Annotated in this window: 22 protein-coding genes; 19 read left to right on the top strand and 3 right to left on the bottom strand. The window is 51.2% G+C overall.

Translation table 11 applies throughout. From position 1 onward, the window contains the following. Positions 1-54: 54 nt before the first annotated feature. The 7 genes from J0A65_RS04860 to J0A65_RS04830 all read left to right on the top strand — a co-directional run bounded on the left by J0A65_RS04860 (position 55) and on the right by J0A65_RS04830 (position 8,154). Positions 55-1,497, top strand: coding sequence for a M16 family metallopeptidase (locus tag J0A65_RS04860; protein WP_206593003.1), 1,443 nt, complete (start codon positions 55-57; stop codon positions 1,495-1,497). A 2-nt stretch (positions 1,498-1,499) separates the two neighbouring features. Continuing rightward, positions 1,500-2,879 carry a M16 family metallopeptidase gene (locus tag J0A65_RS04855; protein ID WP_206593002.1) on the top strand — a complete coding sequence of 460 codons (1,380 nt, stop codon included), beginning with the start codon at positions 1,500-1,502 and terminating at the stop codon, positions 2,877-2,879. A gap of 99 nt (positions 2,880-2,978) precedes the next feature. Then, positions 2,979-3,656: an ABC transporter ATP-binding protein gene (locus J0A65_RS04850; RefSeq protein ID WP_206593001.1), complete on the top strand. Its 678-nt coding sequence runs from the start codon at positions 2,979-2,981 to the stop codon at positions 3,654-3,656. Further along, complete coding sequence (locus tag J0A65_RS04845; RefSeq protein WP_206593000.1) at positions 3,647-4,591, top strand: HlyD family secretion protein; 945 nt, start codon at positions 3,647-3,649, stop codon at positions 4,589-4,591. Before J0A65_RS04850 ends, J0A65_RS04845 begins: the two co-directional genes overlap by 10 nt. A 1-nt stretch (position 4,592) precedes the next feature. Further along, a complete protein-coding gene (locus J0A65_RS04840) occupies positions 4,593-5,741 on the top strand; it encodes an efflux RND transporter periplasmic adaptor subunit (RefSeq protein ID WP_206592999.1) in 1,149 nt (382 codons plus the stop codon). Next, a complete protein-coding gene (locus tag J0A65_RS04835) occupies positions 5,738-6,922 on the top strand; it encodes an efflux RND transporter periplasmic adaptor subunit (RefSeq protein ID WP_206592998.1) in 1,185 nt (394 codons plus the stop codon). The genes J0A65_RS04840 and J0A65_RS04835 overlap by 4 nt, the downstream gene beginning before the upstream one ends. Next, a complete protein-coding gene (locus J0A65_RS04830) occupies positions 6,919-8,154 on the top strand; it encodes an ABC transporter permease (protein WP_206592997.1) in 1,236 nt (411 codons plus the stop codon). The genes J0A65_RS04835 and J0A65_RS04830 overlap by 4 nt, the downstream gene beginning before the upstream one ends. 57 nt (positions 8,155-8,211) lie before the next feature. On the opposite strand, the gene J0A65_RS04825 is transcribed toward J0A65_RS04830, so the two are convergent. The 3 genes from J0A65_RS04825 to hslR form a co-directional block, all read right to left on the bottom strand. Continuing rightward, a complete protein-coding gene (locus tag J0A65_RS04825) occupies positions 8,212-9,753 on the bottom strand; it encodes a phosphoenolpyruvate carboxykinase (RefSeq protein WP_206592996.1) in 1,542 nt (513 codons plus the stop codon). Between the two features lie 347 nt (positions 9,754-10,100). After that, complete coding sequence (gene hslO / locus J0A65_RS04820) at positions 10,101-10,976, bottom strand: Hsp33 family molecular chaperone HslO (protein ID WP_206592995.1); 876 nt, start codon at positions 10,974-10,976, stop codon at positions 10,101-10,103. A 45-nt stretch (positions 10,977-11,021) separates the two neighbouring features. Further along, positions 11,022-11,429 carry a ribosome-associated heat shock protein Hsp15 gene (hslR, locus tag J0A65_RS04815; protein WP_206592994.1) on the bottom strand — a complete coding sequence of 136 codons (408 nt, stop codon included), beginning with the start codon at positions 11,427-11,429 and terminating at the stop codon, positions 11,022-11,024. 168 nt (positions 11,430-11,597) lie between these two features. Here hslR and gspC point away from each other — a divergent pair, with 168 nt between their 5' ends. Genes gspC through J0A65_RS04755 form a run of 12 tightly spaced genes read left to right on the top strand, consistent with a single transcriptional unit; the run spans position 11,598 to position 22,895 of the window. Continuing rightward, on the top strand, positions 11,598-12,518 hold the full coding sequence (gene gspC, locus J0A65_RS04810; RefSeq protein ID WP_332874298.1) for a type II secretion system protein GspC: 921 nt from the start codon (positions 11,598-11,600) through the stop codon (positions 12,516-12,518). A gap of 11 nt (positions 12,519-12,529) precedes the next feature. Then, positions 12,530-14,590: a type II secretion system secretin GspD gene (gene gspD / locus J0A65_RS04805; protein WP_269814634.1), complete on the top strand. Its 2,061-nt coding sequence runs from the start codon at positions 12,530-12,532 to the stop codon at positions 14,588-14,590. After that, positions 14,590-16,113, top strand: coding sequence for a type II secretion system ATPase GspE (gene gspE, locus J0A65_RS04800; RefSeq protein WP_269813812.1), 1,524 nt, complete (start codon positions 14,590-14,592; stop codon positions 16,111-16,113). Before gspD ends, gspE begins: the two co-directional genes overlap by 1 nt. A gap of 51 nt (positions 16,114-16,164) precedes the next feature. Then, positions 16,165-17,385: a type II secretion system inner membrane protein GspF gene (gene gspF, locus J0A65_RS04795; protein ID WP_206592993.1), complete on the top strand. Its 1,221-nt coding sequence runs from the start codon at positions 16,165-16,167 to the stop codon at positions 17,383-17,385. After that, positions 17,385-17,825, top strand: a complete 441-nt coding sequence (gene gspG, locus J0A65_RS04790; RefSeq protein WP_206592992.1) for a type II secretion system major pseudopilin GspG — start codon at positions 17,385-17,387, stop codon at positions 17,823-17,825. The genes gspF and gspG overlap by 1 nt, the downstream gene beginning before the upstream one ends. Before the next feature lie 38 nt (positions 17,826-17,863). Continuing rightward, positions 17,864-18,484 carry a type II secretion system minor pseudopilin GspH gene (gene gspH, locus J0A65_RS04785; protein WP_206592991.1) on the top strand — a complete coding sequence of 207 codons (621 nt, stop codon included), beginning with the start codon at positions 17,864-17,866 and terminating at the stop codon, positions 18,482-18,484. Further along, positions 18,481-18,879 carry a type II secretion system minor pseudopilin GspI gene (gene gspI, locus J0A65_RS04780; RefSeq protein ID WP_232849753.1) on the top strand — a complete coding sequence of 133 codons (399 nt, stop codon included), beginning with the start codon at positions 18,481-18,483 and terminating at the stop codon, positions 18,877-18,879. The genes gspH and gspI overlap by 4 nt, the downstream gene beginning before the upstream one ends. Further along, entirely contained in the window at positions 18,879-19,517 is a 639-nt protein-coding gene (gene gspJ, locus J0A65_RS04775; protein WP_206592990.1) for a type II secretion system minor pseudopilin GspJ, read from the top strand. The genes gspI and gspJ overlap by 1 nt, the downstream gene beginning before the upstream one ends. Next, positions 19,504-20,475 carry a type II secretion system minor pseudopilin GspK gene (gspK, locus tag J0A65_RS04770; protein ID WP_206592989.1) on the top strand — a complete coding sequence of 324 codons (972 nt, stop codon included), beginning with the start codon at positions 19,504-19,506 and terminating at the stop codon, positions 20,473-20,475. Before gspJ ends, gspK begins: the two co-directional genes overlap by 14 nt. Further along, complete coding sequence (gene gspL, locus J0A65_RS04765; protein WP_206592988.1) at positions 20,472-21,668, top strand: type II secretion system protein GspL; 1,197 nt, start codon at positions 20,472-20,474, stop codon at positions 21,666-21,668. Before gspK ends, gspL begins: the two co-directional genes overlap by 4 nt. Before the next feature lies 1 nt (position 21,669). Beyond that, a complete protein-coding gene (gspM, locus tag J0A65_RS04760; RefSeq protein ID WP_206592987.1) occupies positions 21,670-22,149 on the top strand; it encodes a type II secretion system protein GspM in 480 nt (159 codons plus the stop codon). A gap of 2 nt (positions 22,150-22,151) precedes the next feature. Continuing rightward, positions 22,152-22,895, top strand: coding sequence for a type II secretion system protein N (locus J0A65_RS04755; protein WP_206592986.1), 744 nt, complete (start codon positions 22,152-22,154; stop codon positions 22,893-22,895). Positions 22,896-22,897: the final 2 nt, after the last annotated feature.

Below are 22,897 nucleotides of genomic sequence, written 5' to 3'. Positions count from 1 at the left end.
GGAGGGCACCAGCCACACCGGTGTGACAACAACAACTAAAGCAAGGGAAATAACATGTCATACAAAGTCGTCGCACTGGCTGCGGCATTGACGATGCTCGGCTGCAGCCCCAAGCCCGCCGATACGGGCACCGAGGCACTGGCTGATAAGCTGGCCAAACAGGCCCCGGAAGCATCAAGTCCAGTCAGTTTCAACGTGCCGGTCCACTACAGCAAATTGGATAATGGCCTTAAAGTGGTTATCTCACCCGATGATACTGCCCCCATTGCCACCGTCGGTGTTTACTACAACATCGGTTTTCGTATAGAACCCAAAGACAGAACCGGTTTTGCTCACCTGTTTGAACACATGATGTTTCAAGGCTCTGAAAACCTCGGCAAGATGGAGTTTATCAGTCTGGTGCAAAACAACGGTGGTGTGCTGAATGGCTCCACCCGTTTTGACTACACCAACTACTTTGAGATCGTGCCAGCCCATAAGCTGGAAACCATGCTTTGGGCGGAAGCCGATCGTATGAAAGGCCTGGCCATCACACAGGAGAACCTGACCAACCAGCAAGGGGTGGTCAAGAATGAGGTGAAAGTTAACGTGCTTAACCAGCCCTATGGTGGCTTCCCCTGGCTGGATATGCCCCAGTATGCCTTTAATAACTGGTATAACGCTCACAACTTCTACGGCGACCTGGCCGATCTTGACGCCGCCACCCTGGAAGACGTGCAGGCTTTCTTCGATATGTATTACGCCCCCAACAATGCCGTTGTAGTGGTAGTTGGCGACGTTAATGTGGAAGAAACACTGGCCATGATAACCAAGTACTTTGGTAATCTGCCGGCATCCGAATTAGCCGCCCAGCCAGACCTGACCGAGTTGCGTCAGGAACAGGAGAAACGCTTTAACAAGTTTGATCGCCTGGCACCTAAGCCGGCTTTCGCATTTGCCTACAAAATGCCGCCGCGCAATACCCCTGAGTATTACGCTATGGGCATCATAGATCAGTTGCTGGTACAAGGTGATGACAGCCTGTTGCATCAGGAGTTAGTCAAAGACAAGCAAATGACCGGCGATGTGGGCGGTGGCATCAATTACCTGCTCGGCAACATGTTTAATTACAACGGCCCCATGTTATGGATGAGTTCGTTTACTCACGATGAACAGCACAGCGAGAAAGAATTACTGGCCGCGGTGGATGCCGTTATCGCCAGGCTGGCCGAGCAGCCGATTGACGAGAAAGATGTGCAACGCGCGCTGGTCAAACTGCGTTCAGACTTGTTTGACAACATCGATGGTTTTTATGGTTTCGGCAAATTGGATTTGCTCGCCAGCTTTGCCTTGTTTGACGACAATCCGGCCCGCATCAACGACCTGGAAGCCAACTTCAAGGCTGTGACCCCAGAGCTGATTAAAGCCACAGTTAAGGAATATCTGCGTCCAGGCAACCGCACCATTCTTACCCTGACACCGGGTGAAGACCCGTCGCAGAAGCCACAAGGAGAATAACCATGAAACACATTGCTATCGCCCTGTGCGCTCTTCTGTTAAGTGGTCCGGCTGCCGCCAAGGAAGCCCCTCCAAGTGGCGGCCAAGCCAAAGATTTCAAACTGACTCAAACCCGCGACATTCAGTTGGATAACGGCCTGACCGTGACTTTTATTCACTACGGGAAAACCCCGAAGGTTACGCTACGTCTGGTCACCGATACGGGTAACGTTGATGATAATGGTAAGGATGCGGTCTCCGATATTAGCTATCAGTTGCTAACCGAAGGTACGCAAACCCTTAGCGGTAAGCAAATTGCCGAAGCCGCCGCAGAAATGGGCGGACAGGTTAACACCTCTGTCGGGCCTAACAGCAGTTTCCTGCAAATGGACGTGCTGAGTGAATTTGCTCCGGATGCGGCACGCTTACTGGCTGACTTGGCTATGCATCCCAAGTTTGCTCAAGGGGACCTGGAACGCGCCGTGACTAACTTTGTTCGTGACCTGAAGGTCAGCAAATCTCAGGCGCAGAGCCAGGCAACCGAAGCCTTCTACCAAGTGGTTTACGGACAGCACCCTTACGCTAAGGTTTTTGCTGATGAAGCCAAAGTACAAGCGCTGACACTTGAGGATGTTAACGCTTATATCGATACCAATCTGGTCGCCAAACGCAGCCACTTGTATGTATCCGGGCAATTTGACGAAGGGCAGGCTGAACAGGCTATCCGTCAGGCATTTGCTGCAATGCGTGCAGGACAAACCAGAACCCTGGACAAGCCAGTGATGCAAGCTGACCCCAGCCTGGTATTTATTGACCGCCCGCAAGCGCCACAGTCAACTATTCGCATCGGCTTACCTGTGGTCGACCCTTCACATCCTGACTACATAGGTCTGGCCGCTATGAATACTTTGCTTGGCGGTGCCTTTAGTAGCCGTATTACCAGCAATATTCGCGAGGATAAAGGCTATACTTACTCACCAGGCAGCAGTGTGTCACCCAGGGTTGGCGCTGCCATTTGGTATGAAGCCGCCGATGTGACGGCGGAATCCACCGGCCCGGCCATTGCTGAAATCATCAAGGAAATTAAACACCTACAAACCGAGGCGCCGCCCACAGCGGAGCTGGATGGTTTCAAGAACTACATGTCAGGCATCTATGTGCTGCAAAACTCCTCGCGTACTGCCATTATCAATCAGCTCTGGAACTTAAAGAGCCACGGTCTGCCGTTGTCACGCCTGGAAACCTATCTGCAAAGCGTTAATGCCCTGACTCCAGAGCAAATTTCCGCATTAGCGGCTAAGTATCTGCCGCTGGAGAAGATGACATTGGTGGTTGTGGGAGACCCTTCAGTACGCTCACAATTAGCTGAAGTTCCTGAACTAAAAGCAATTTATAAGCTCTAACCGCGGTTAGGTCGACGCTGCAAGGCGTCGACTTCCTTATACATACTAGTCGCCAGACACTGGCGGCAAGCCATCCAGCCTAACGTACAAGTGACAGGGATGATTGAAGTAAAAGCATTAAGTCGCCATTACGGCACAGGTGAAACCCGCGTTGTAGCGCTCAATGAGGTGTCATTGCAGATTGATGAAAACGAGTTTGTCGCCATTATGGGCACTTCGGGTTCAGGTAAATCGACACTGATGAATATTCTCGGTTGTCTGGACTCACCGTCTAATGGCAACTATCGCCTGGCTGGACAGGATATTGCCAGTATGGATGATGAATCGTTATCGCGTATCCGCAACCAACAAATCGGCTTTATATTCCAGACTTTTCATCTGCTTCCGCGACTGTCAGCCTTACAAAATGTGATGCTGCCTTTGCGTTATTCTGATGTGCCGTTACAGGAGGCGCAACAACGTGCGGCAGCTATGTTGGAAAAAGTAGGCTTGGGTCATCGCAGCCATCATAAACCCTTTGAAATGTCGGGAGGACAGCGCCAACGGGTGGCCATTGCCAGAGCCTTGATCAACAACCCGAAAGTCATTTTTGCCGATGAACCGACGGGCAACCTCGACACCCGTACCTCAGAGGAAATCATGGCGCTGTTGTGTGGACTGCATAAACAAGGACAGACCATTGTGATGGTCACCCACGAAGAGGATATCGCCGCTCATGCACAGCGTGTTATCCGTATGAAAGACGGCCTGGTTGTGGAGGACAGTAAATGCAATTGAAGTTCCTCGCACTGCTGCTCTTGACCGGACAAATTCATGCCTCCCCGTTGTTACTCAGTGGTCAGGTGCGTGCCGCAGAAAGTCAGGCTTTTTATGCGCCGCGAACTGACAACTGGCGGGTCCAGGTAGACTGGTTAATGAAAGAAGGCCAGGTAGCCCAGGTGGGCGAACCTGTGGTGGTGTTTGATGGTAGCGGTATTCAAAGCAGTATTGATCAGGAAGAAAACAGCCTGGTTACTGCTAAAGAAGAGTTGGTCAGACAACAGTCTGATGGTGAGTTAAAGGTGCTTGAAGCCCAATCAGGACTCGAACGCGCAGAGCTATTGGTACAAAAAGCACGGCTCGATGCATCAGTACCCAAAGGTACCCACAGTGCATTTGACTTTGAAAAATACCAACTGGAACTGGAAAAGGCCCTGGTTGCCAGAACCAAAGCGCAAGACAAGCTGGCTCAGGCCAAACTCAGCCATCAGACAGCGATCAACAAGCAACAACTGAAAATTGATAATCACGAGCAACAATTAACTTATCACCGCCATAAACTATCCCTGATGAGCCAGACGGCTGAGCGCAGTGGTCCGGTTATTTATGCCGACCATCCCTGGACGGGTGAAAAAATGTTTACCGGCATGACGGCCCAGCCGGGTTGGCGGATCGCCGAAATTCCTGCTATCTCCGGATTATATGTGGAAGCCTGGGTTCACGAGGCTGACCAGGCAAAATTAAAACCTGGGCAGAACGCTATGTTGCGCTTTGACGCTTATCCGGAATATCAAGTCAGTGCGACCTTGAAAGACATCTCTCAGCAACCTGAACAACGCCGCGAATGGGGTAACGATGCGTATTTTCGCTGCACTTTTGCATTCGACATTAAGGATGATCTGCAATTGCTGCCAGGTATGAGCGCGCAGTTAGAGCTTAAGGGAGATGAATAGAATGTACCGCATTTGGCTTGTAGTATTTTTTACTTTATTAAGTGCCTGCAGCACAGAAAACACCCATCAGACCAAACGTGAAAGCCTGACAACACTAGTTGAAGCCAGCGGAGAGTTGAAGCCGTTGCAAAGTGTTTTACTTGCACCTCCGGCAGTGGAGCGCATGTGGCAGTACCAGATTAAACACATGGCAGGCGAAAACACCCAGGTTAAACAGGGGGAACTGGTACTGGCCTTTGACGACAAACAAGTGCGGGACCGTATGCTGGATAAGCAGGCTGAGCTGGCCACCGCCAAGAAAGAGCTAGAAAACCAAACCCTGAAACAAGAAGCCAACGAAGAAGAACTGAAGCTGAGTTTGGCCGAGATGCAAATGAACTATGACAAGGCCAAACGCCGCGCCGAGATCGTTGACAACTCACGTTCGGAACTGGAAAGACAGAAAAGCGTACTGGATTTCAAGATTGCCCAGATTGATTTGCATCTGGCTAATGAAAAACTTACTCATCACCAGCAATCCAAACAGCGCAATATTAAACTTGCCAGTGCCAAAGTGGAGCGCCTGCAAGGGGAAGTACGGGAGCTCAAACAGTCTATCGACAAACTACAAGTGCATGCGCCTTTTGACGGTATAGCCCTATATAAAGCCGACTGGAACGGCGAGAAACCTGTGGTGGGCGAGTCGGTTAATTTTGGCCAGGCGGTGATGGAAATCGCTAAGCCCGATCAGTTGCAAATCATTGCACAGATACGTGAAGCAGACAGTGGTCAAGTTAAACCCGGCCAGAAAGTCGATATTTTATTGTCAGGTAGTCAGGACATAGCCTTAAGCGGTAAGGTTGAATCCCTTGGCCAGGTGTTTCGCAATATGTCCCGCCAGGACAAACGTCGCATCATTGATGCGGCCATAACACTGGATAACGTCGACCTGAATACCATGCGTCCGGGTATGACGGCCCGGGTGAAAATCCATGCACAGCAGTTTGATCAGGCCCTGACCCTGCCCCAACATCTGGTTAAAACCGATGGTCAACGTCACTGGGTCTTGTTAGCCGACGGTACCGAACGAGATGTACAGTTAAGCTCACTTACCCAGGGACGTGCTGTTATCAAGGCCGGGCTAGACGAAGGTGAGAGGGTATTGCCATGAGAACACTGATTTGCCTGACGAGTTTACTGCTGGTTGCCTGCAGCGAAGAAAGTAATCAGATCCCCTTGTATGAAGCGCAGCGCCAAACCTTATCGGTAATAGTGCCCGCCAGTGGCGAATTGTTTGCCGCTAAATCCGAAGCCATTACTGCACCTGCCTTCCGCAACGGCCCGCAGAGCCTAGCGTGGCTGGCACCGGAATTCAGCCAGGTAAAAAAAGGCGATGTGATCGCCCGATTTGATGGCGAAAGCCTGTCGGTCAGAGCCCAGCAATTTGAGCACAAAATTGCCCTGAGCAATCTGGATATCCACGAGAAAGATGCCGAACTCACGACCGAGGGCGAAGCCATAGGTAAGGACATTGAACTGGTCGGCGAAGAGAAACAGTTTGCCGAACAATTTGCCATCGATGATGTGCAAATTCGCTCCAAACTGGAAATTCTCGAATCTTTGCAGAACAAAGAATACCTCACCGCCAAGCAAGGTTACCTGCATTGGAAAGACGATAGCTTCAAGCAAAGTTCCGCCGGTGAATTGGGACTGCTATCCATGCAAAAATCGCAACACCAGCAGCGCTTGAGTTCCTTCACCAGCAGTCTTGAGCTGTTGGAAGTGCGCGCCCCCCATGACGGCACCTTGGTTTACTACGCCGACTGGTCCGGGCAAAAGCCCAGCGTCGGTCAGACTATGTGGCCGGGCTCGAAAATTGCCACCCTTCCTGACCTGAGCCTGGTAAAAGCCAAGCTGTTTGTGCTGGAGTCCGAAGCCTTGGATTTGGCACCAGGCCAATCGGTAAGTTTGTATCTGGTCGCCAGACCACAAACCGAATTGCTGGGCGAGGTAGAAGCCGTAGCCCCCATGCCGTCCAGTATTCGGCGCAATGATCCGCAAAAGTACTACGAAGTCACGGTGAACCTTATCAAGCAAGACCCCGAGCTACTGGTACCAGGACGTAAAGTAGAGGCAAGGATTAATGTATTGAACCAGCCCGACAGCCTGGTTGTACCGCTACAAAGTCTGTTCAATCAGCAAAATAGTTATCAGGTGTTTCGTAAAGAGGGTAGTGATTTTACTGCCGTACCTGTGCAAGTCGGCCGCACCAGTTTGTCCCATGCGCAAATCCTCAGTGGCCTGGAAGAGGGTGATGAAGTGGCACTAATCTATATCGAGGACAAATCATGAAGTATCTGTTGTTGTTACTCGATACCTTGGATGAATTGCGCCAGCACACCTTACGGACCTTTTTAACCTTGCTGGGTATGATCTTTGGCGTCGGCGCAGTGATTGCCATGCTGAATATTGGTACCGGGGCTGAACGCGAAGCACTGCGCATGATAGACAGCATGGGCCTGCGCAATCTGATTATTAATGCACAAGAGTTTGATCAGGAAACCCTGCAAGAACAGCGTAAGCATTCACGTGGTCTGAGCCTCCGCGACGGCGAAGTGGCCACCAGCAGTCTGCCTTTTGTCAGCGCTTTTGCAGCCATGAAAACCCTGGATACCTTTGAATTGTTCAGCCACGCAGGTCGCAGTGACGGCGAAGCCGTTGGTGTTAGTGCCAGCTATTTTACCTTGAGCAAACTGGCACTTGCCGAGGGACGGGTGCTGAATGAGGATGATGAACGCCATCTCAATCAGGTTACCTTGCTGGGTGCCAATACTGCCGCTCAGTTATTTCCTCTTGGGGATGCATTGGGGCAGAACATCAAGATTAACCATCTGTGGTTTAAAGTTGTGGGGGTGCTGCAAGCACCTTACTTGAGCAAGGAAGAATTTCAGGGCATCAAGCTGGGGGGCGAGCAAAACCAGGTATTTATCCCCCTGCAAACGGCATTGCGTAAATTCCCAGCCGAGCAGTTGGATAGCGAGTTAACCAGTCTTAAACTGGAGATCCGTGAGGATACCGACCCGCTGGTCGCCGCTAAAGCCATCAACCGTTTGCTGGAGCAGCGTCATAACCAGGTCGACGACTTCGATATGGTAGTACCGGCGGCACTACTGGCTCAGCAAAAGCAAACCCAGCAGATCTTCAATATCGTCATGTCTTGTGTTGCCGGTATCTCGTTGTTGGTCGGTGGCATAGGTATTATGAATATTATGCTGGCCACAGTATTGGAACGCACTACAGAGATAGGTCTGTTGCGAGCTATTGGTGCCACCTGTAAAGATATTCGTATCCAGTTTGTGGCGGAGAGCCTGACCATTTCCATAGTCGGTGGCCTACTGGGAATTCTGTTTGGTATTGGTCTGTCGGAAGTGATTGCGTTATTCAGCGGCTGGGCGGTTAGCTGGTCTATGACCGCCATTCTACTGTCCTTCAGCATCTGTACAGCCATTGGCCTGGGATTTGGTATTTACCCAGCGATCAAGGCCTCGCAGTTGGATCCCATCGAAGCCTTACAACATCATTAACGCTGCTGGCCAGAAATAAAAAGGGTTGCCATGGCAACCCTTTTTTGTGAGCTCGGCTTACGCCTGCGGACCGGCTTGACGGATTTCCTCAGACACTTCGTACTTAGCGAAATTCTGGCTGAATTCTTTAGCCAGGTTAGCGGCATACTCATCGTACTTAGCTGGATCAGCCCAGGTATTGCGTGGATTCAGCAGCTTGCTGTCAACGCCAGGTACAGCCACAGGTACATCCAGGTTCAACTGCGGCAGATGCTCAGTGGCCACACCCTCGAGCTTATTGTTCACGATGGCATCGACTACCGCACGGGTAGTAGGAATATCAAAACGGCTACCGACACCATAAGGACCACCGGTCCAGCCGGTATTCACCAAATAAACCTTGGCGCCAAACTCACGTACGCGCTTCATCAGCAGCTCAGCGTATACGCCGGCCGGACGAGGGAAGAATGGTGCGCCAAAGCAGGTTGAGAAGGTCGACTCGATAGCCGCTGTAGAGCCAATCTCGGTGGAGCCAACTTTCGCGGTATAGCCTGACAGGAAGTGATAAGCCGCCGCCTGCTCAGACAACACAGACACCGGAGGCAATACACCGCTTACGTCGCAGGTCAGGAAGACCACGGCACGCGGCTCACCGGCACGGTTTGCAACTTCGCGTTTTTCGACATGCTCCAGAGGATAAGCAGCACGGCTGTTCTGGGTCAGGCTGCTGTCTCTGTAGTCTGGTGCACGTTTGTTATCCAATACCACGTTTTCCAGCACAGTACCGAAACGAATGGCGTCCCAAATGACCGGCTCATTGGCCTGGGAAAGGTCAATACACTTGGCATAACAACCGCCTTCGATATTGAACACTGAACCCGGTGCCCAACCATGTTCGTCATCACCAATCAGAAAACGCGAAGGATCTGCTGACAAGGTGGTTTTACCTGTACCGGACAGGCCAAAGAAAAGTGTTACGTCGCCTTGTTCACCAACGTTAGCACTACAATGCATAGGCAGCACATCTTGTGCAGGTAGCAGGAAGTTTTGTACCGAGAACATGGATTTCTTCATTTCCCCGGCATAGCGCATACCCGCCAACAACACTTTGCGCTTAGCAAAGTTAATGATCACTACACCATCGGAATTGGTACCGTCACGCTCCGGTTCACAAACAAAACCTGGTGCATTGAGGATCTGCCATGCTTCTTTACCCGCCTGGTTCCAGTTTTTGGGGCGAATAAATAAGTTGCGGGCAAACAACTGATGCCAGGCAGTCTCTGTACGTACTTGTAGCGGCAGGTAATGTGCTGGATCCGCACCAACCTCCAAATGCGACATAAAGTGATTTTTACCCGCCAGATAAGCGTCTACTCTGTCCCACAGTGCGTCGAATTTCTCAGCATCAAAAGGACGGTTAACTGCGCCCCATTCGATCTCTTGCTCGGTAGACACTTCCTTGACGATAAAACGGTCTTTAGGTGAACGACCAGTGCGCACACCAGTTTCAACCACTAAGGCACCATTTGCTGCCAGATGGCCTTCACCACGAGACAAGGCTTGCTCAACTAACTCAGCAGAGGTCAAATCCACTAAAAGATTCGGGGGAACAGAGGTCATTTGCGGGTACTCCAGATGTAAAGCTTTCAGATGTTCTTTCAATATTATTTTTGGCGCGCATCATACAGGAAACCTGCAGTTCAGCGGTAGGGCAAACGGATATTTTTTCGCCTAATCTGAAAGACTTTCATAAATTTGATCCATAACTTTCAGTTATACCTACAGCTGAGTAAAGAAAAGCGATTTTCTGGAATTTTATAACGGTTGGCAGTTGGCAGTTGGCAGTTGGCAGTTGGCAGTTGGCAGTTGGCAGTTGGCAGTTGGCAGTTGGCAGTTGGCAGTTCAGTTTGACTGGCCTCAACCCCTGTCAAACTGAACTGCCTTCTTATCGCAAATTAATGCCAGCCTTAGCTTAGTGACGCAGGTTGATCGAACTGTCCGGCGTGGATGGCTTCGATATCGATGGCATCAAAGCGGTATTCCGCGTGGCAATATTGACAATTGATCGTCACTTCACCATCTTTGGCAGCTATCTCAAGTAAATCCTGTTTATCTACAGACGCCAGGGCCAGCGCGCTACGCTGGCGACTGCAACTGCATTTAAACATCACAGGTTGCGGGGTAAACAGTTCAATCTCTTCCTGATGATAGAGGCGATGTAAAATCTCCCGCACCGGTAACTCCATCAATTCTTGTATCGTGATGGTGTCGGTAATCTGGGTCAGATGTTCAAACTCTTCATGGGCCGATTCAGCCACCGGCAACACTTGCAGCAACATACCCGCGGCCAGGGGTGTTCCTCCTTCTAAGCGGGTTTTTAAGATCACCCGAGTGGCTAACTGTTCGGACTGACTGAAATAGCTTTCCAGACACGCCGCCAGGCTGTCTTTATCTAATGCCACCATACCCTGGTAACGTTCGCCGTCTTTAGGCGTGATGGTAATTGCCATGACGCCTTTGTGGAACATGGCCGCGAAGTCTTCTGGTACATCACCGTCCCAGCGCGCAACGCCCCTTAACTCCTGCTTGTGCGTACCATTGATGACCGCATATTTGATGGGACCTTCACTTTGCAGTTGTACGGCAATATCCCCTTCAAACTTCAAAGTGGCGGTCAAAAGTGAGGTGGCCGCCATTAATTCCCCCATCAGACGACGAATCGGCGCCGGATAGTCTTGCGCAGCCAACACTGCCGCATAACTGTTCTGCAAACGAACTAATTCGCCCCTGACATGCGCTTTTTCAAACAGGTAGCGGTATAGATGATCATTGTTGTCAGACATGCTTTGCTTCTCTATTTAATACCGTCAGATAACGGCAGTGGGCAACTATTGATGTTTAAACCTGATAATATCACGGCGTTGCTTCTTGTCAGGTTTATGTTCTGGGCGCGGACTATAAAGCGCACCAGCCTGACGTGCTTCGGCATTGGCAGTGCGGGCTGCGATGCTCTCAGAGGTTTCTTCATACATGGCCTGCGCCGCTGGTGCGGCTCTGCGCTTGTCATGAATCTCCCGTACCACCACTTCTTTAATGTCATGGCCTTGGGGAACTTTTAAGGTCGCACCGAGCTCCACTACTTTACTCGGTTTGCTCCGCTGCCCGTTATATTGTACTTTTCCGCCCTGAACCATCTCCCTGGCCAATGCGCGAGTTTTAAAAAAACGGGCCGCCCACAACCACTTGTCAAGGCGTACCGCGGTGTTTTCGTTAGTTTTTTGGGTAACTGTGTTCATATGTGTGGGAATGTAATTTTTTAGTAACTTTACAGGATTAAAGTTGTGACCCTTTTAGCGACTGGCTATGATGGGCTGGATAGTTTAGCACAGGTCAGGTTTCCCCTTCAGCATGCCGTTTCTCCGGCTACCGAGCCACCAAAACCAGACCGATAATATGGCAGCAAAGTGATAACGCTAAAATCTGACAATTTTCAACAAGCTTGGTCAAGTCTGACAAGACACCAGCACCGTATTGCGCAAGCACTGGTGATTCTGCTCAGCCTTTATCTGCTGGCCTTTGCTGCCGACCTTACCTGGCGCTTGCTGCCAAGCCCGGACCAGGATGCCTTACCTAATCAGCCTATGGCAAACAGCCAATCAGGTAATCAGCGCGCTCGCGTGAATATCAGTGATATACAACGTCTGGATTTATTTGGAAAACCACAAGCGCAGGTCAATCAGCCGGCTGTGGTGGAAGATGCGCCACAAACCAATTTGAACTTAACCCTGACAGGTGTTGTGGCAAGTAATAATGCTGAACAGGGTGCCGCCATTATTGAAAATCAGGGTAAACAAAACACCTACGGTATTGGCGAAAAGATTGATGGCACTAATGCTACCGTCAATGAGGTGTTTGCCGACCGGATTATTATTAAGAATGGGCCGCGCATGGAAACCCTGATGCTGGATGGCATTGAGTTTAATAAAGGCAAACAACTCACTAACCAACGTAGCTCCGGCCCATCTCCAGCGCCGGCCGCACAGCGTCGTTCACTCAGCCGCGAAGCGGCGCAGGCGACGCATGCACTACAGTCATCCCCGGCCAACTTTACCGATTACATAGCTATCAGCCAGCATATGGTTGACGGAGAATTGAAGGGCTATCGCGTCAGCCCGGGCAAAAAGCCAGCATTGTTCCAGGCCGCCGGTCTGCAAGCTAATGACGTCGTAACAGAAATCAATGGTCTGGATCTAACTGATATCCAGCAATCGATGGAAGCCATGTCCATGTTGCGCGAAACCGAATCACTGCAGCTGACAGTAAACAGGGACGGCGATTTGCTGACCTTGTATTTGGATCTTCCATCCGACGACAGCGAATTATAAGGATAATCACCATGGGGCTATTCAGCCGTCGCCTGCTCAGCCAATTTAGTATCGCCGCCAACGCGGCATTGTTGTGTGCGGCGTCATCTATTAGCGCAGCAGAGTATTCGCCGAATTTCAAAGGCACCGAGATTGATGAATTCATCAATATTGTTGGTAAGAATCTGAAGAAAACCATCATTGTCGACCCTAATGTAAGGGGTAAAATTACGGTACGTAGCTACGACTTGCTGACCGAACAGCAATACTACCAATTCTTCCTCAATGTTCTGCAGGTGTATGGTTTTGCTGTGGTAGAGATGCCCAGTGGGGTATTGAAGGTAGTGCGCGACAAAGATGCCAAATCCTCCAACATTCCGGTGATAGAGGGTACCTCCTTCGACGGCGATGAAATGATCACCCGCGTTGTGCCACTTTATAACGGCTCGGTGAGAGAATTAGCCCCCCTACTCCGCCAGCTCAATGACCAGGCAGGGGGCGGTAACGTGGTCGCCTACGATCAGTCCAACGTTATGCTGTTAACGGGCCGGGCTGCGGTGGTTAATCGTTTAGTTGAGATTATCGAACGGGTGGATAAAGCCGGCGATAAAGAAGTAGATATCATCAAACTTAGATATGCCTCAGCCTCGGAAATGGTGCGTATCGTCGACAGCATCAATAAAAACCAAGGCGCCAAGCAAGGCGGTGTGGATGTGCTTGAGCCTCGTGTGGTGGCCGACGATAGAACCAATAGCGTCATTATCAGTGGTGATATCAAGGCCAGACAGCGCCTGATCAACCTGATTGAACGACTGGATAAAGAACTGGAAAGCAGCGGTAATACCCGGGTTATCTACCTGAAATACGCCAAGGCCGACGATTTAGTGAAGGTACTGCAAGGCGTCAGCGCCAGCATTCAGTCTGAAGAACAAGGCGCCGCTCAGCCAAATGCCAGACGAACCAGCGGCAAACGCGATATCAGCATTGAGTCACATCCGGATTCCAACGCCTTGGTCATCACCGCCGAGCCGGACATGATGCGTTCGCTGGAAGAAGTGATTCGTCAGCTCGATATCCGCCGCGCTCAGGTACAAGTGGAAGCCATTATCGTCGAGGTCTTTGAGGGTGACGGCACCCAACTGGGGGTGCAGTGGATCAGCGAAAATGGCGGCGGGCAGCAGTTTACCAATGGTACCGTGCCTATAGGTGCACTGGGTGTAGCGCTGCGTCAGGCTGAAGACAGAGAAGTTAATCGTACCACTTACAGTGCAGACGGTACCCCTATCGTGACCACTGAAACTATTGAAGGTGACCTTACTGCCCTGGCCGGCCTGCTGGGCGGTCTCAACGGCGCCATGTATGGCGTAGTTAAAGACGGTTGGGGCGCTATAGTGCAGGCGGTCAGTACCGACACGAACTCCAATGTGCTGGCGACCCCGCATATCACTACCATGGATAACGAAGAAGCCTTCTTTATCGTGGGTCAGGAAGTGCCGATTATTACCGGCTCTTCCGCTAGTTCCAATAACAATAACCCCTTTACCACAGTGGATCGCAAGGAAGTGGGGATTAAGCTTAAGGTCACCCCACAGATCAATGAAGGCTCCGGCGTACAAATGACCATTGAACAGGAAGTATCCAGCGTCAGTGGTACTACAGGAGTAGATATTTCCATCAATAAACGCGAGCTGAAAACCACAGTGTTAGTGGAAGACGGCGGCACAGTAGTGCTGGGCGGTCTGATCGATGAAGACGTACAGGAAAGTGTCTCCAAGGTGCCGCTACTGGGTGATATCCCGATTCTGGGCAACCTGTTTAAATCCACCTCTACATCCAAACGTAAGCGTAACCTCATGGTGTTTTTACGTCCGACCATTATTAAGGACGGCGTGACCATGAATACTATCAGCCACCGCAAGTACAACTTTATCCGCGCCGAACAGCTCAAACGCCAGTCGGAAGGTGTACCTTTGATGCCGTACACCGATACCCCGGTATTACCCGAATGGAACGACGCCCTTAGCTTGCCCCCCACCTTCGATGAAGTGATGGAGCAAAAGCGTAAAGCCGAGCAAGGTAACGGGAAAGACTAATGGATAGGCTGCAAAGCACAGAGCAAATGCAGGCCGACGAGCAGGCGCCAAGCCATAAGCAATTAGCCTTTGGCTTTGCCAAACGCAATAAGGTGTTGCTGGATACCGGCCAGCAACCTGCTTTACTTTACCATACCGCTGAGACCTCTTTTGCGGTCTTTGCTGAGGTCAGGCGCTTTTTGGGGCGAGAATTTCAGCTACATGAAATTGCCCCGGAAAAATTTGAAAACCTGCTGACCAAGGCCTTTCAGCGCGACTCATCTGAAGCCAAGCAATTAATGGAAGATATTGGTAACGAAGGTGACCTGTTTGCACTGGCCGAAGAATTGCCGGAAACCGAGGACTTACTGGATTCCGAAGACGATGCGCCAATCATCAAACTGATCAACGCCATGCTGGGCGAAGCTATCAAAGAAGGGGCATCGGACATTCACATTGAGACCTTCGAGAAGCAGTTGGTGGTGCGTTTTCGGGTTGATGGTGTGTTAAGGGAAATCCTCCGCCCTAATCGCAAGATGGCCTCCATGTTAGTCTCACGTATCAAGGTGATGGCCAAGCTGGATATCGCTGAAAAACGCGTGCCTCAGGATGGCCGTATTACCTTGCGTATTGCTGGCCGAGCCGTGGATGTGCGGGTCAGTACCATGCCGTCCAGCCACGGTGAGCGGGTGGTATTACGTTTGCTGGACAAGAATACCGCCCATCTGGATTTGCAGGATTTGGGCATGACGGAGCATATTCGGGTTCACTTCTCTGAACTTATCCGCAAGCCTCACGGCATTATTCTGGTCACCGGCCCTACAGGTTCGGGTAAAAGTACCACTTTGTATGCTGGATTGTCCGAAATCAACACCAAGGACCGTAACATCCTGACGGTGGAAGACCCCATTGAATACGACTTAGAGGGTATCGGCCAGACCCAGGTAAATCCCCGTGTGGACATGACCTTTGCCCGCGGCTTGCGCGCCATTTTGCGTCAGGATCCGGATGTGGTGATGGTCGGGGAAATTCGTGACCTGGAAACCGCCCAGATTGGCGTGCAGGCCAGTTTAACCGGCCACTTGGTACTATCCACACTGCACACCAATACTGCCGCCGGTGCCATCACCCGCCTGGAAGATATGGGTATAGAGCCTTTCCTTCTCTCATCCAGTTTGCTGGCGGTGCTGTCTCAGCGTTTGGTAAGAACCTTGTGTCCGGATTGCAAAGTAGCGCATTCCCCATCTGAACGTGAATGTCAGATTCTCGGCATTGCTCCACAGCAAGTCAGCGAGTTTAAAATCTTTGCTCCTAAAGGCTGCGCCAGTTGTAACCAGACAGGGTATCGCGGTCGAACCGGCATTCATGAAATGCTAATTGTCGACGAGCAGATTCGCGAAATGATCCACAATGGTCATGGCGAGCAAGCCATCGAAAAATATGTACGCCAGTCCGTACCTAGTATTCGTGACGATGGCTGTAGTAAGGTGCTGCTCGGTATGACTTCATTGGAAGAAGTGTTGCGGGTTACCAGGGAAGATTAATATGATGACCGGATACCGTTTCACTTTCCATTTGAATAGCAGGCTGCGTTAATGGGCGCCTTTGCTTATAAGGCCCTGGATCAGGGTGGACGTAATAAATCCGGCGTGATGGAAGCAGATAATGCCCGCCAGGTGCGTGCCCAGCTTCGAGAACAGCACCTGATTCCCATTGAGGTTCAACAGGTATCAGAGCGTACTCAGGCAAAAGGTGGCAAAGTCACGCTGTTCCGCCAGGGTATATCAGCCGCCGATCTGGCTTTGCTGACCCGCCAGATTGCCACGCTGGTTGAGTCTGCGCTGCCCATTGAAGAAGCCTTGCAGGCCGTTGCCGAGCAATGCGAGAAACCACGCCATAAAAATATGATGATGGCAGTACGCAGCAAGGTAGTGGAAGGCCATAGCCTGGCAGATGCCATGGCAGAATACCCGCAGGTGTTCGACCAACTATATCGTGCCATGGTGGCAGCGGGAGAAAAATCCGGCCATCTGGATACCGTACTGAATCGTCTGGCAGACTACACAGAAAAACGCAATCAAACTCGCAGTCAGGTTGTTCAGGCACTGATCTACCCAAGCCTGATGCTGGTAATTGCCATGTTGGTGGTGATCGCGCTGTTAACCCAAGTGGTACCAAAAATTGTTGGTCAGTTTGACAGCATGGGCCAAGACCTGCCGACTATTACCAAGATCATGATAGGTATTAGTGACTGGCTGCGTGACTATGTGTTGATTGCCGGGGTGGTAATTCTACTGCTGGTGATACTCGCTCAGCGCCTGCTGCAGCAGCCGGCCCTCAAGCTGCGTTATCATCAACTGATATTGCGTTTACCGGTACTGGGTAAAGTATCCCGCGGGCTGAACACCGCCCGCTTTGCCCGCACCCTGAGCATTCTGACCTCCAGTGCCGTGCCCTTGCTTGAAAGTATGCGAATTGCCGGTGGCGTACTGGAAAATCTGCATATTCGCAACCAGATCGCCGATGCAGCAGAACGGGTTAAAGAAGGTTCCAGTCTGCGTGCAGCGCTGGAAAAAACCCGCATGTTCCCGCCAATGATGATGCACATGATTGCTTCGGGAGAACGCAGTGGCGAACTGCAACAGATGCTGGGCCGGGCGGCTGATAATCAGGACAGAGAATTTGAAGCCCAGGTTAGTGTTGCCCTAAAAGTCTTTGAGCCCCTGCTGATCGTCAGCATGGCCGCTATCGTAATGTTTATTGTCATGGCCATTTTGCAACCCATTTTGGCCCTAAATAATATGGTGAACTTGTAATGAAAACTCTCACTCGCAGACAGTCCGGCTTCAGCCTTATCGAAGTTATGGTGGTATTGCTGATCATTGGCATGATGGCGGCCTTGGTTGCCCCAGCCATTCTGGGTAACCAGGAAAGTGCGCAGCTTAAGAAAGCCGCCATCGATATTCAGCAGTTGGAAAGTGCCATTCAGATGTACAAAGTACGCACTAACCTGCTACCTACCACAGAGCAAGGGCTGGAAGCCCTGGTCAGCGCGCCGACTATCGAACCTATTCCCCGCAACTTCCCGGCTGAAGGTTTTATCAATCGCTTACCGCAGGATCCCTGGGGTAACGACTATTACCTGCTAAGCCCAGGTGAAATGGGCACCTTTGATGTATTCAGTGCCGGACCAGATATGCAGCCAGGTACTGATGATGATATTGGTAACTGGAACTTAAACGACTTCCTGAATTAATCGCGGTGGGTCAGCCCCACCGCCTATCGGACGCATTGATGCCAGGCCCGCACCCACATTCATCACGCTATATGCAGGGTTTTACCTTGCTAGAAGTTATGCTGGTGTTGCTGCTGATGGGCCTGATTGTCAGCACGGTAACCTTTACGGCACTGGGTAAAAGCGCGGAGCAACAACTCGAAGAGCAAGCCCGGCGTTTTGCTGTGGTGGTCAATATGGCCTCTGATTTCGCCGTGCTAAATCAACAAGAGCTGGGGCTGCGTATTGAGGAAGACCGCTACTATTTTGTGCGTCTTGATGATGAACAGCAGTGGCAACGCATTGAGCAGGACAAGGTATTCGAGCAACGCGAGCTGGACGAAACTGTCAGTCTGGCGCTGGAGCTGGATAACCTGCCTTGGCAGGATGATGAAAGTTTGTTTGACCAGCAGCTGTTCGACGAAACCTTATCGGTAAGTGAAGATGGGGTGGAAATCGGCGAGGAAGAAGAAAAGCTGCCGCCACCACAAGTTTTGCTGCTCTCCAGTGGTGAAATCACCCCTTTTAGTCTGACTTTCCAGTTTGAGCCAACCTTTGGCAATGAACAGCCCGTGGCCTTCAGAGTAGATGCCATGGATATGCCCCCACTGCGAGTTAGCGACGCGCTGGATAATCCATGACCAAGACCTGCGCACGCCCTTTTTATATGTCCGGCATGACGCTACTGGAAGTCATGGCGGCTTTACTGATCTTCGCGATGGCAGGCACGGCCATAATGAAAGCCGCTGGCGAACACCTGCACAACATCGGCATGATAGAGGAAGTCACGCTGGCTACTTGGGTTGCCAATAACCGTCTGACCCAAGTGCATCTGGAAGGTCGCTGGCCGCCTCAAAACAACCAACGCGGTCATGTGGAAATGGCCCACCGCACTTGGTATTGGAAGCAAATTGTTAAAGAAACCGCTGACAAGCAACTGCGTCAGATAGAAGTAGAAGTGCGACTCGATGAGCAGGCCCCTCAGGCCATTACCTCGGTCAGTACCTATTTCACCAAGCCCGAGAGGGCAAATTAATGGCATTCAGAGGCTTCACCTTACTGGAGATCCTTATCGCCATGGCCATTTTTACTATGATCGGCCTGGCGTCCTATTCGGTACTAACGACGACTACCGACTCCAACAGTATTTCCAAACAGCGTATTGCCAAACTGGAAGCCCTGCAGCGCGCCATGCTGTATATGGAGCGCGATATTTTACAGGCTGTTCCCAGAGCGGTGCGAATAGAGGGGGACAGTAGCGGCAAAGTGATCAGTGGTGGGCGCGACCAGATACAAAGTGAGGCCGACGGCCTGGCGTTCGTCCGTACCGGCTGGCAAAACCCGCTGTTGATGTTACCCAGGAGCACCTTACAGGCGGTAGGTTACCGATTGCAGGAAGGTCAGTTGCAGCGCTTGTACACGCTGCGTCCCGACAATGTTATAGGTGCAGAGCCCAAAGTGGTGGTGCTGCTCGAGGATGTACAGGACTTTCGTGTGCAGTTTCTGGTTAACAGTAACGATAACAATAGCCGCAATCTGGACTGGCAGGATGATTACATAGGTTCGGTGTTGCCCAGAGCCATAGCCGTAGAAATTGACAGCCTGGACTTTGGCCTGATTCGCAGAGAGTTCCTACTTGCATCAGAGGGGGCAAACCCAAATGCCCCAATTTAAACAGCAAGGTGTAGCCTTAGTGCTGGTGCTGATGATAGTGGCACTGGTTAGCGTGCTGGCCACACAAATGGGCTCACGCTTGCAGCTACAGGCCAAGCGAGCCGGCAATATCAAAGACAGCAATCAAGCTTATTGGAATGCCATTGGGGCAGAGCAATACGCCATCAAAGCCATTAGCGAGCAGATGCAAAATGCTAATGGCGTGATAAACCTCAACCAACCCTGGGCCGCAAGCGACATTCAGTTTCCACTGGAAGGCGGTAGCATTGAAGCCAAATTGTCCGACATGCAAAGCTGTTTCAACATTAATGCGCTACAAAGCAGCAACAACAAGCGTCCCTTAGCTGAGGCATTTAAACGCTTGCTGCAATCGGAAGAGTTTGAGATCCCCTCTTATGACGTGGATGTTTTCAGCGATTCTGTGCTGGATTGGCTGGATGAAGACGGTAATCTCAGCCCTTTTGGCGCCGAAGACAGTGATTATGAAGCCATGCAGCCTCCCTACTTACCGGCTAATGGCCTGATGAGTGATATTAGTGAATTACGCATGGTCAATGGCGCTAACCCCAAGTGGCTGAATAAAGTACTGCCCATGTTGTGCGTTATTCCTGGTTCAATGGAACTCAAAGTTAACGTTAACACCCTGGATGAATCAAAAGCCCCTTTGCTACATGCGCTATTAGGCAACAATATCAGTCTACAAGACGCCAAAGGCATTATCTCCTCACGCAAACCCACAGGCTTTGAACGTATTGAGGATTTTTTGAATTTGCCGGAGATCACCAATCTGAATATGGAAGATGAACAAAAGGCCTGGTTCAATGTCAGCACAGGGTATTTTCTTTTACACACCCGAAGCCGCTACAATAACGCCAGTTTCACCATGTCTTCTTTGCTTAAGATTGGTAACAGCAATGAGGCCAGCGTAATACGTCGGCAATTTGGAGGATTTCAATGACAGAACAGCTGATCGTCAGGCTGGGGGCAACGCCTCAGGAGCCCGTGCAATGGCTGGTTTGGTCTACTGCCGAGCAGGACATCATCGCCTCCGGCGAGTTAACCCATGCCGAACAGTTAATCAGCCTGAAAGACCGGGCAGGATCGCGGCCTGTCACTGTGTTGGTTCCAGCCAGCGATGTATTACTGCATTGGGTAACCATGCCCGCCAAGGCCAGTCGTAAAGCGCTGACCGCCATTCCCTATATGCTGGAAGATGAACTTTGCAGTGATATCGATAGCCAGTTTTTTGCCATGGGCCCGCGCCAGGGCAATCAACAAGCCGTCGCCGTGGTCAATCGAGACAGCCTGCAACAGTGGTTATCACACTTACAACAGGCCGGACTCACCTGCCATAAACTGCTGCCAGATGTGCTGGCCTTACCTGTGCAGGAAAATGGCTGGTCATTGCTGCAAATTGGCGAACAGTTACTGATTCGCCAAGATCAGTGGAAAGGCCTGCAAGGTGAAACCAGTTGGATGCTGGATGCGCTGCTGCATCACGCCAAGCAGTTAAGTGAGCCACTGTCCATTGCCAACTATTCGTCTCTGACGCTGCCGGACTCACCCAACCTGTTACAACAAGCTGAGCCGCTGGAAATGCCCATGAAAGTGCTGGCACAAGGGGCGCTGGCCAGTCAGATGAACCTGTTACAGGGTGAATTTAAACCCAAGCGCCAGCAACAGGGGCAATGGCAAAAGTGGCGTCTGGCCGCTATTTTGGCCGGCATTGCCCTGTCCACCAGCTTGATTGATAAAGGGATTCAGGCCAGCCAGCTGGCCAGTCAGAAAGAGCAGCTTGATGCGCAGATAGAGGCAGAATTCAAACGTGCCTTTCCCGAGGTAAAACGCATAGTCAACGTTCGTTCGCAAATGAATCAGAAGCTCAACGAGCTGCAGCAAGGCGGAGGAGGTGCCTCCATGCTGGTGATGCTGTCACAGCTAAGCACCGCATTCGCGCAAAGCAAAGTCTTGCCACAAACGCTTAAGTTTGACGGTAAACGAGCAGAATTGCGTATGCAGGCCATGGCCGACAATTTTGAAGCACTTGAGCAGTTCCGACGCCTGGCAGAAGGTCAGGGTTTTACCGTTGAACAAGGGGCTATCAACAATACGGACAGTAAAGTGGTCGGTTCACTGTCGGTGAGGAGCTAAGGTGAAGCAGTTGCTGGAAAAATTTAATGCCCTGTCGGAGCGCGAGCAGCGTCTGGTGTTAGTGGCCGCTCTGGTCACGGCCATTTTGCTGTTTTATTTATTGGTCTGGTCGCCGCTGAATCAGTCCATCGCGCGTAATCAAGCCGCAGTCGCCAGCCAGCAGGAGCTGCTTAACTGGGTGCAAAAGAACGCCAATCGTGTACAACAGCTTAAGGGCAGTGCCAGCCAGGGGGCTAAGTTTAACGGCTCCCTGCCCCAGGCGGTCAACCAAACGGCCAGCCGCTTGAGTATCAGCATCGCCCGTATGCAGCCGCAAGGTGATGAGCTACAGGTGTGGGTAGATGAAGCGCCATTCAACCAAGTGGTGGCCTGGCTGCAAAGCCTGGAACAAATGGGCATAGTTATTCAGGATGCTGATTTTGCCGAAACCGCCAAGCCGGGTCAGATCCGCATTCGCCGCTTGCAGTTAAGTAAAGGATAAGCATGAAGCCCGTTAAAATTATTGCACTGGCGCTTTGTGCATATCTGTTAATGCTGATTATTAGTCTGCCAGCCGCGCACGTTATTCCGCGTTTGCCATTACCCAAGCAAATGCAGATACAAGGCCTGCAAGGCAGCATTTGGAATGGCAAGGCCGCCCTAGTGATGTATCAGGGTATTCCTGTTCACAATGCTGCCTGGCAACTCAATCCCTGGGCTTTACTGAGCGGGAAACTCTCCCTGCAACTGGATGCCGGAAACAACCGCGATGCAGAACAGATTGCACTCAACGGGCATATTCGTTTGAGCAGCGACCAGATTGCCAGTGATGGATTGGACCTGTATCTGCCTACCGACCTGATCATTGCCCAGCTACCGCTGCCATTGCCGGTTAAGGCCAGTGGTCGCTTTAAGATCAGACTGGATGAGCTGGCGTACCAGCAAGCCGGTTGTCAGGCCATAAAAGGCCAGGGGCAGTGGCTGAATGCCCAGGTTTCAGGTACCAAAGGCTTTATTCCATTGGGCAACTTTGACGCTGAGTTGGGGTGCCAGCAGCAAATTCTGCTACTGGATATTAAAGAGCCCAACAGTTTTGGTTTAAGCGCGCAGGCAAAAATACCGGCAAATTTCAAAGTAAAAGTAGAAGGTCGCTTTAAACCGTCCGCTGACTTACCGGACGAAGTACACCAGGCTGCCCGGCTCTTCGGTAAACCGGACAATCAGGGCTTCTACCAAATTCGCTTCTAAAT

Origin of the sequence: Bowmanella yangjiangensis (assembly GCF_017255015.1) — a bacterium.
GTDB lineage: Bacteria > Pseudomonadota > Gammaproteobacteria > Enterobacterales > Alteromonadaceae > Bowmanella > Bowmanella yangjiangensis.
This window is presented reverse-complemented; position numbering and strand designations above follow the sequence as displayed.

Coding starts and splice junctions, on each gene's coding strand:
- J0A65_RS04835 (WP_206592998.1), top strand. CDS start 5,738: ATGAGAACACTGATTTGCCTGACGAGTTTACTGCTGGTTGCCTGCAGC.
- J0A65_RS04845 (WP_206593000.1), top strand. CDS start 3,647: ATGCAATTGAAGTTCCTCGCACTGCTGCTCTTGACCGGACAAATTCAT.
- J0A65_RS04850 (WP_206593001.1), top strand. CDS start 2,979: ATGATTGAAGTAAAAGCATTAAGTCGCCATTACGGCACAGGTGAAACC.
- J0A65_RS04825 (WP_206592996.1), bottom strand. CDS start 9,753: ATGACCTCTGTTCCCCCGAATCTTTTAGTGGATTTGACCTCTGCTGAG.
- J0A65_RS04755 (WP_206592986.1), top strand. CDS start 22,152: ATGAAGCCCGTTAAAATTATTGCACTGGCGCTTTGTGCATATCTGTTA.
- gspL (WP_206592988.1), top strand. CDS start 20,472: ATGACAGAACAGCTGATCGTCAGGCTGGGGGCAACGCCTCAGGAGCCC.
- gspJ (WP_206592990.1), top strand. CDS start 18,879: ATGGCATTCAGAGGCTTCACCTTACTGGAGATCCTTATCGCCATGGCC.
- gspG (WP_206592992.1), top strand. CDS start 17,385: ATGAAAACTCTCACTCGCAGACAGTCCGGCTTCAGCCTTATCGAAGTT.
- gspF (WP_206592993.1), top strand. CDS start 16,165: ATGGGCGCCTTTGCTTATAAGGCCCTGGATCAGGGTGGACGTAATAAA.
- gspH (WP_206592991.1), top strand. CDS start 17,864: ATGCCAGGCCCGCACCCACATTCATCACGCTATATGCAGGGTTTTACC.
- gspK (WP_206592989.1), top strand. CDS start 19,504: ATGCCCCAATTTAAACAGCAAGGTGTAGCCTTAGTGCTGGTGCTGATG.
- J0A65_RS04860 (WP_206593003.1), top strand. CDS start 55: ATGTCATACAAAGTCGTCGCACTGGCTGCGGCATTGACGATGCTCGGC.
- J0A65_RS04830 (WP_206592997.1), top strand. CDS start 6,919: ATGAAGTATCTGTTGTTGTTACTCGATACCTTGGATGAATTGCGCCAG.
- gspE (WP_269813812.1), top strand. CDS start 14,590: ATGGATAGGCTGCAAAGCACAGAGCAAATGCAGGCCGACGAGCAGGCG.
- J0A65_RS04840 (WP_206592999.1), top strand. CDS start 4,593: ATGTACCGCATTTGGCTTGTAGTATTTTTTACTTTATTAAGTGCCTGC.
- gspD (WP_269814634.1), top strand. CDS start 12,530: ATGGGGCTATTCAGCCGTCGCCTGCTCAGCCAATTTAGTATCGCCGCC.
- gspI (WP_232849753.1), top strand. CDS start 18,481: ATGACCAAGACCTGCGCACGCCCTTTTTATATGTCCGGCATGACGCTA.
- hslR (WP_206592994.1), bottom strand. CDS start 11,429: ATGAACACAGTTACCCAAAAAACTAACGAAAACACCGCGGTACGCCTT.
- hslO (WP_206592995.1), bottom strand. CDS start 10,976: ATGTCTGACAACAATGATCATCTATACCGCTACCTGTTTGAAAAAGCG.
- J0A65_RS04855 (WP_206593002.1), top strand. CDS start 1,500: ATGAAACACATTGCTATCGCCCTGTGCGCTCTTCTGTTAAGTGGTCCG.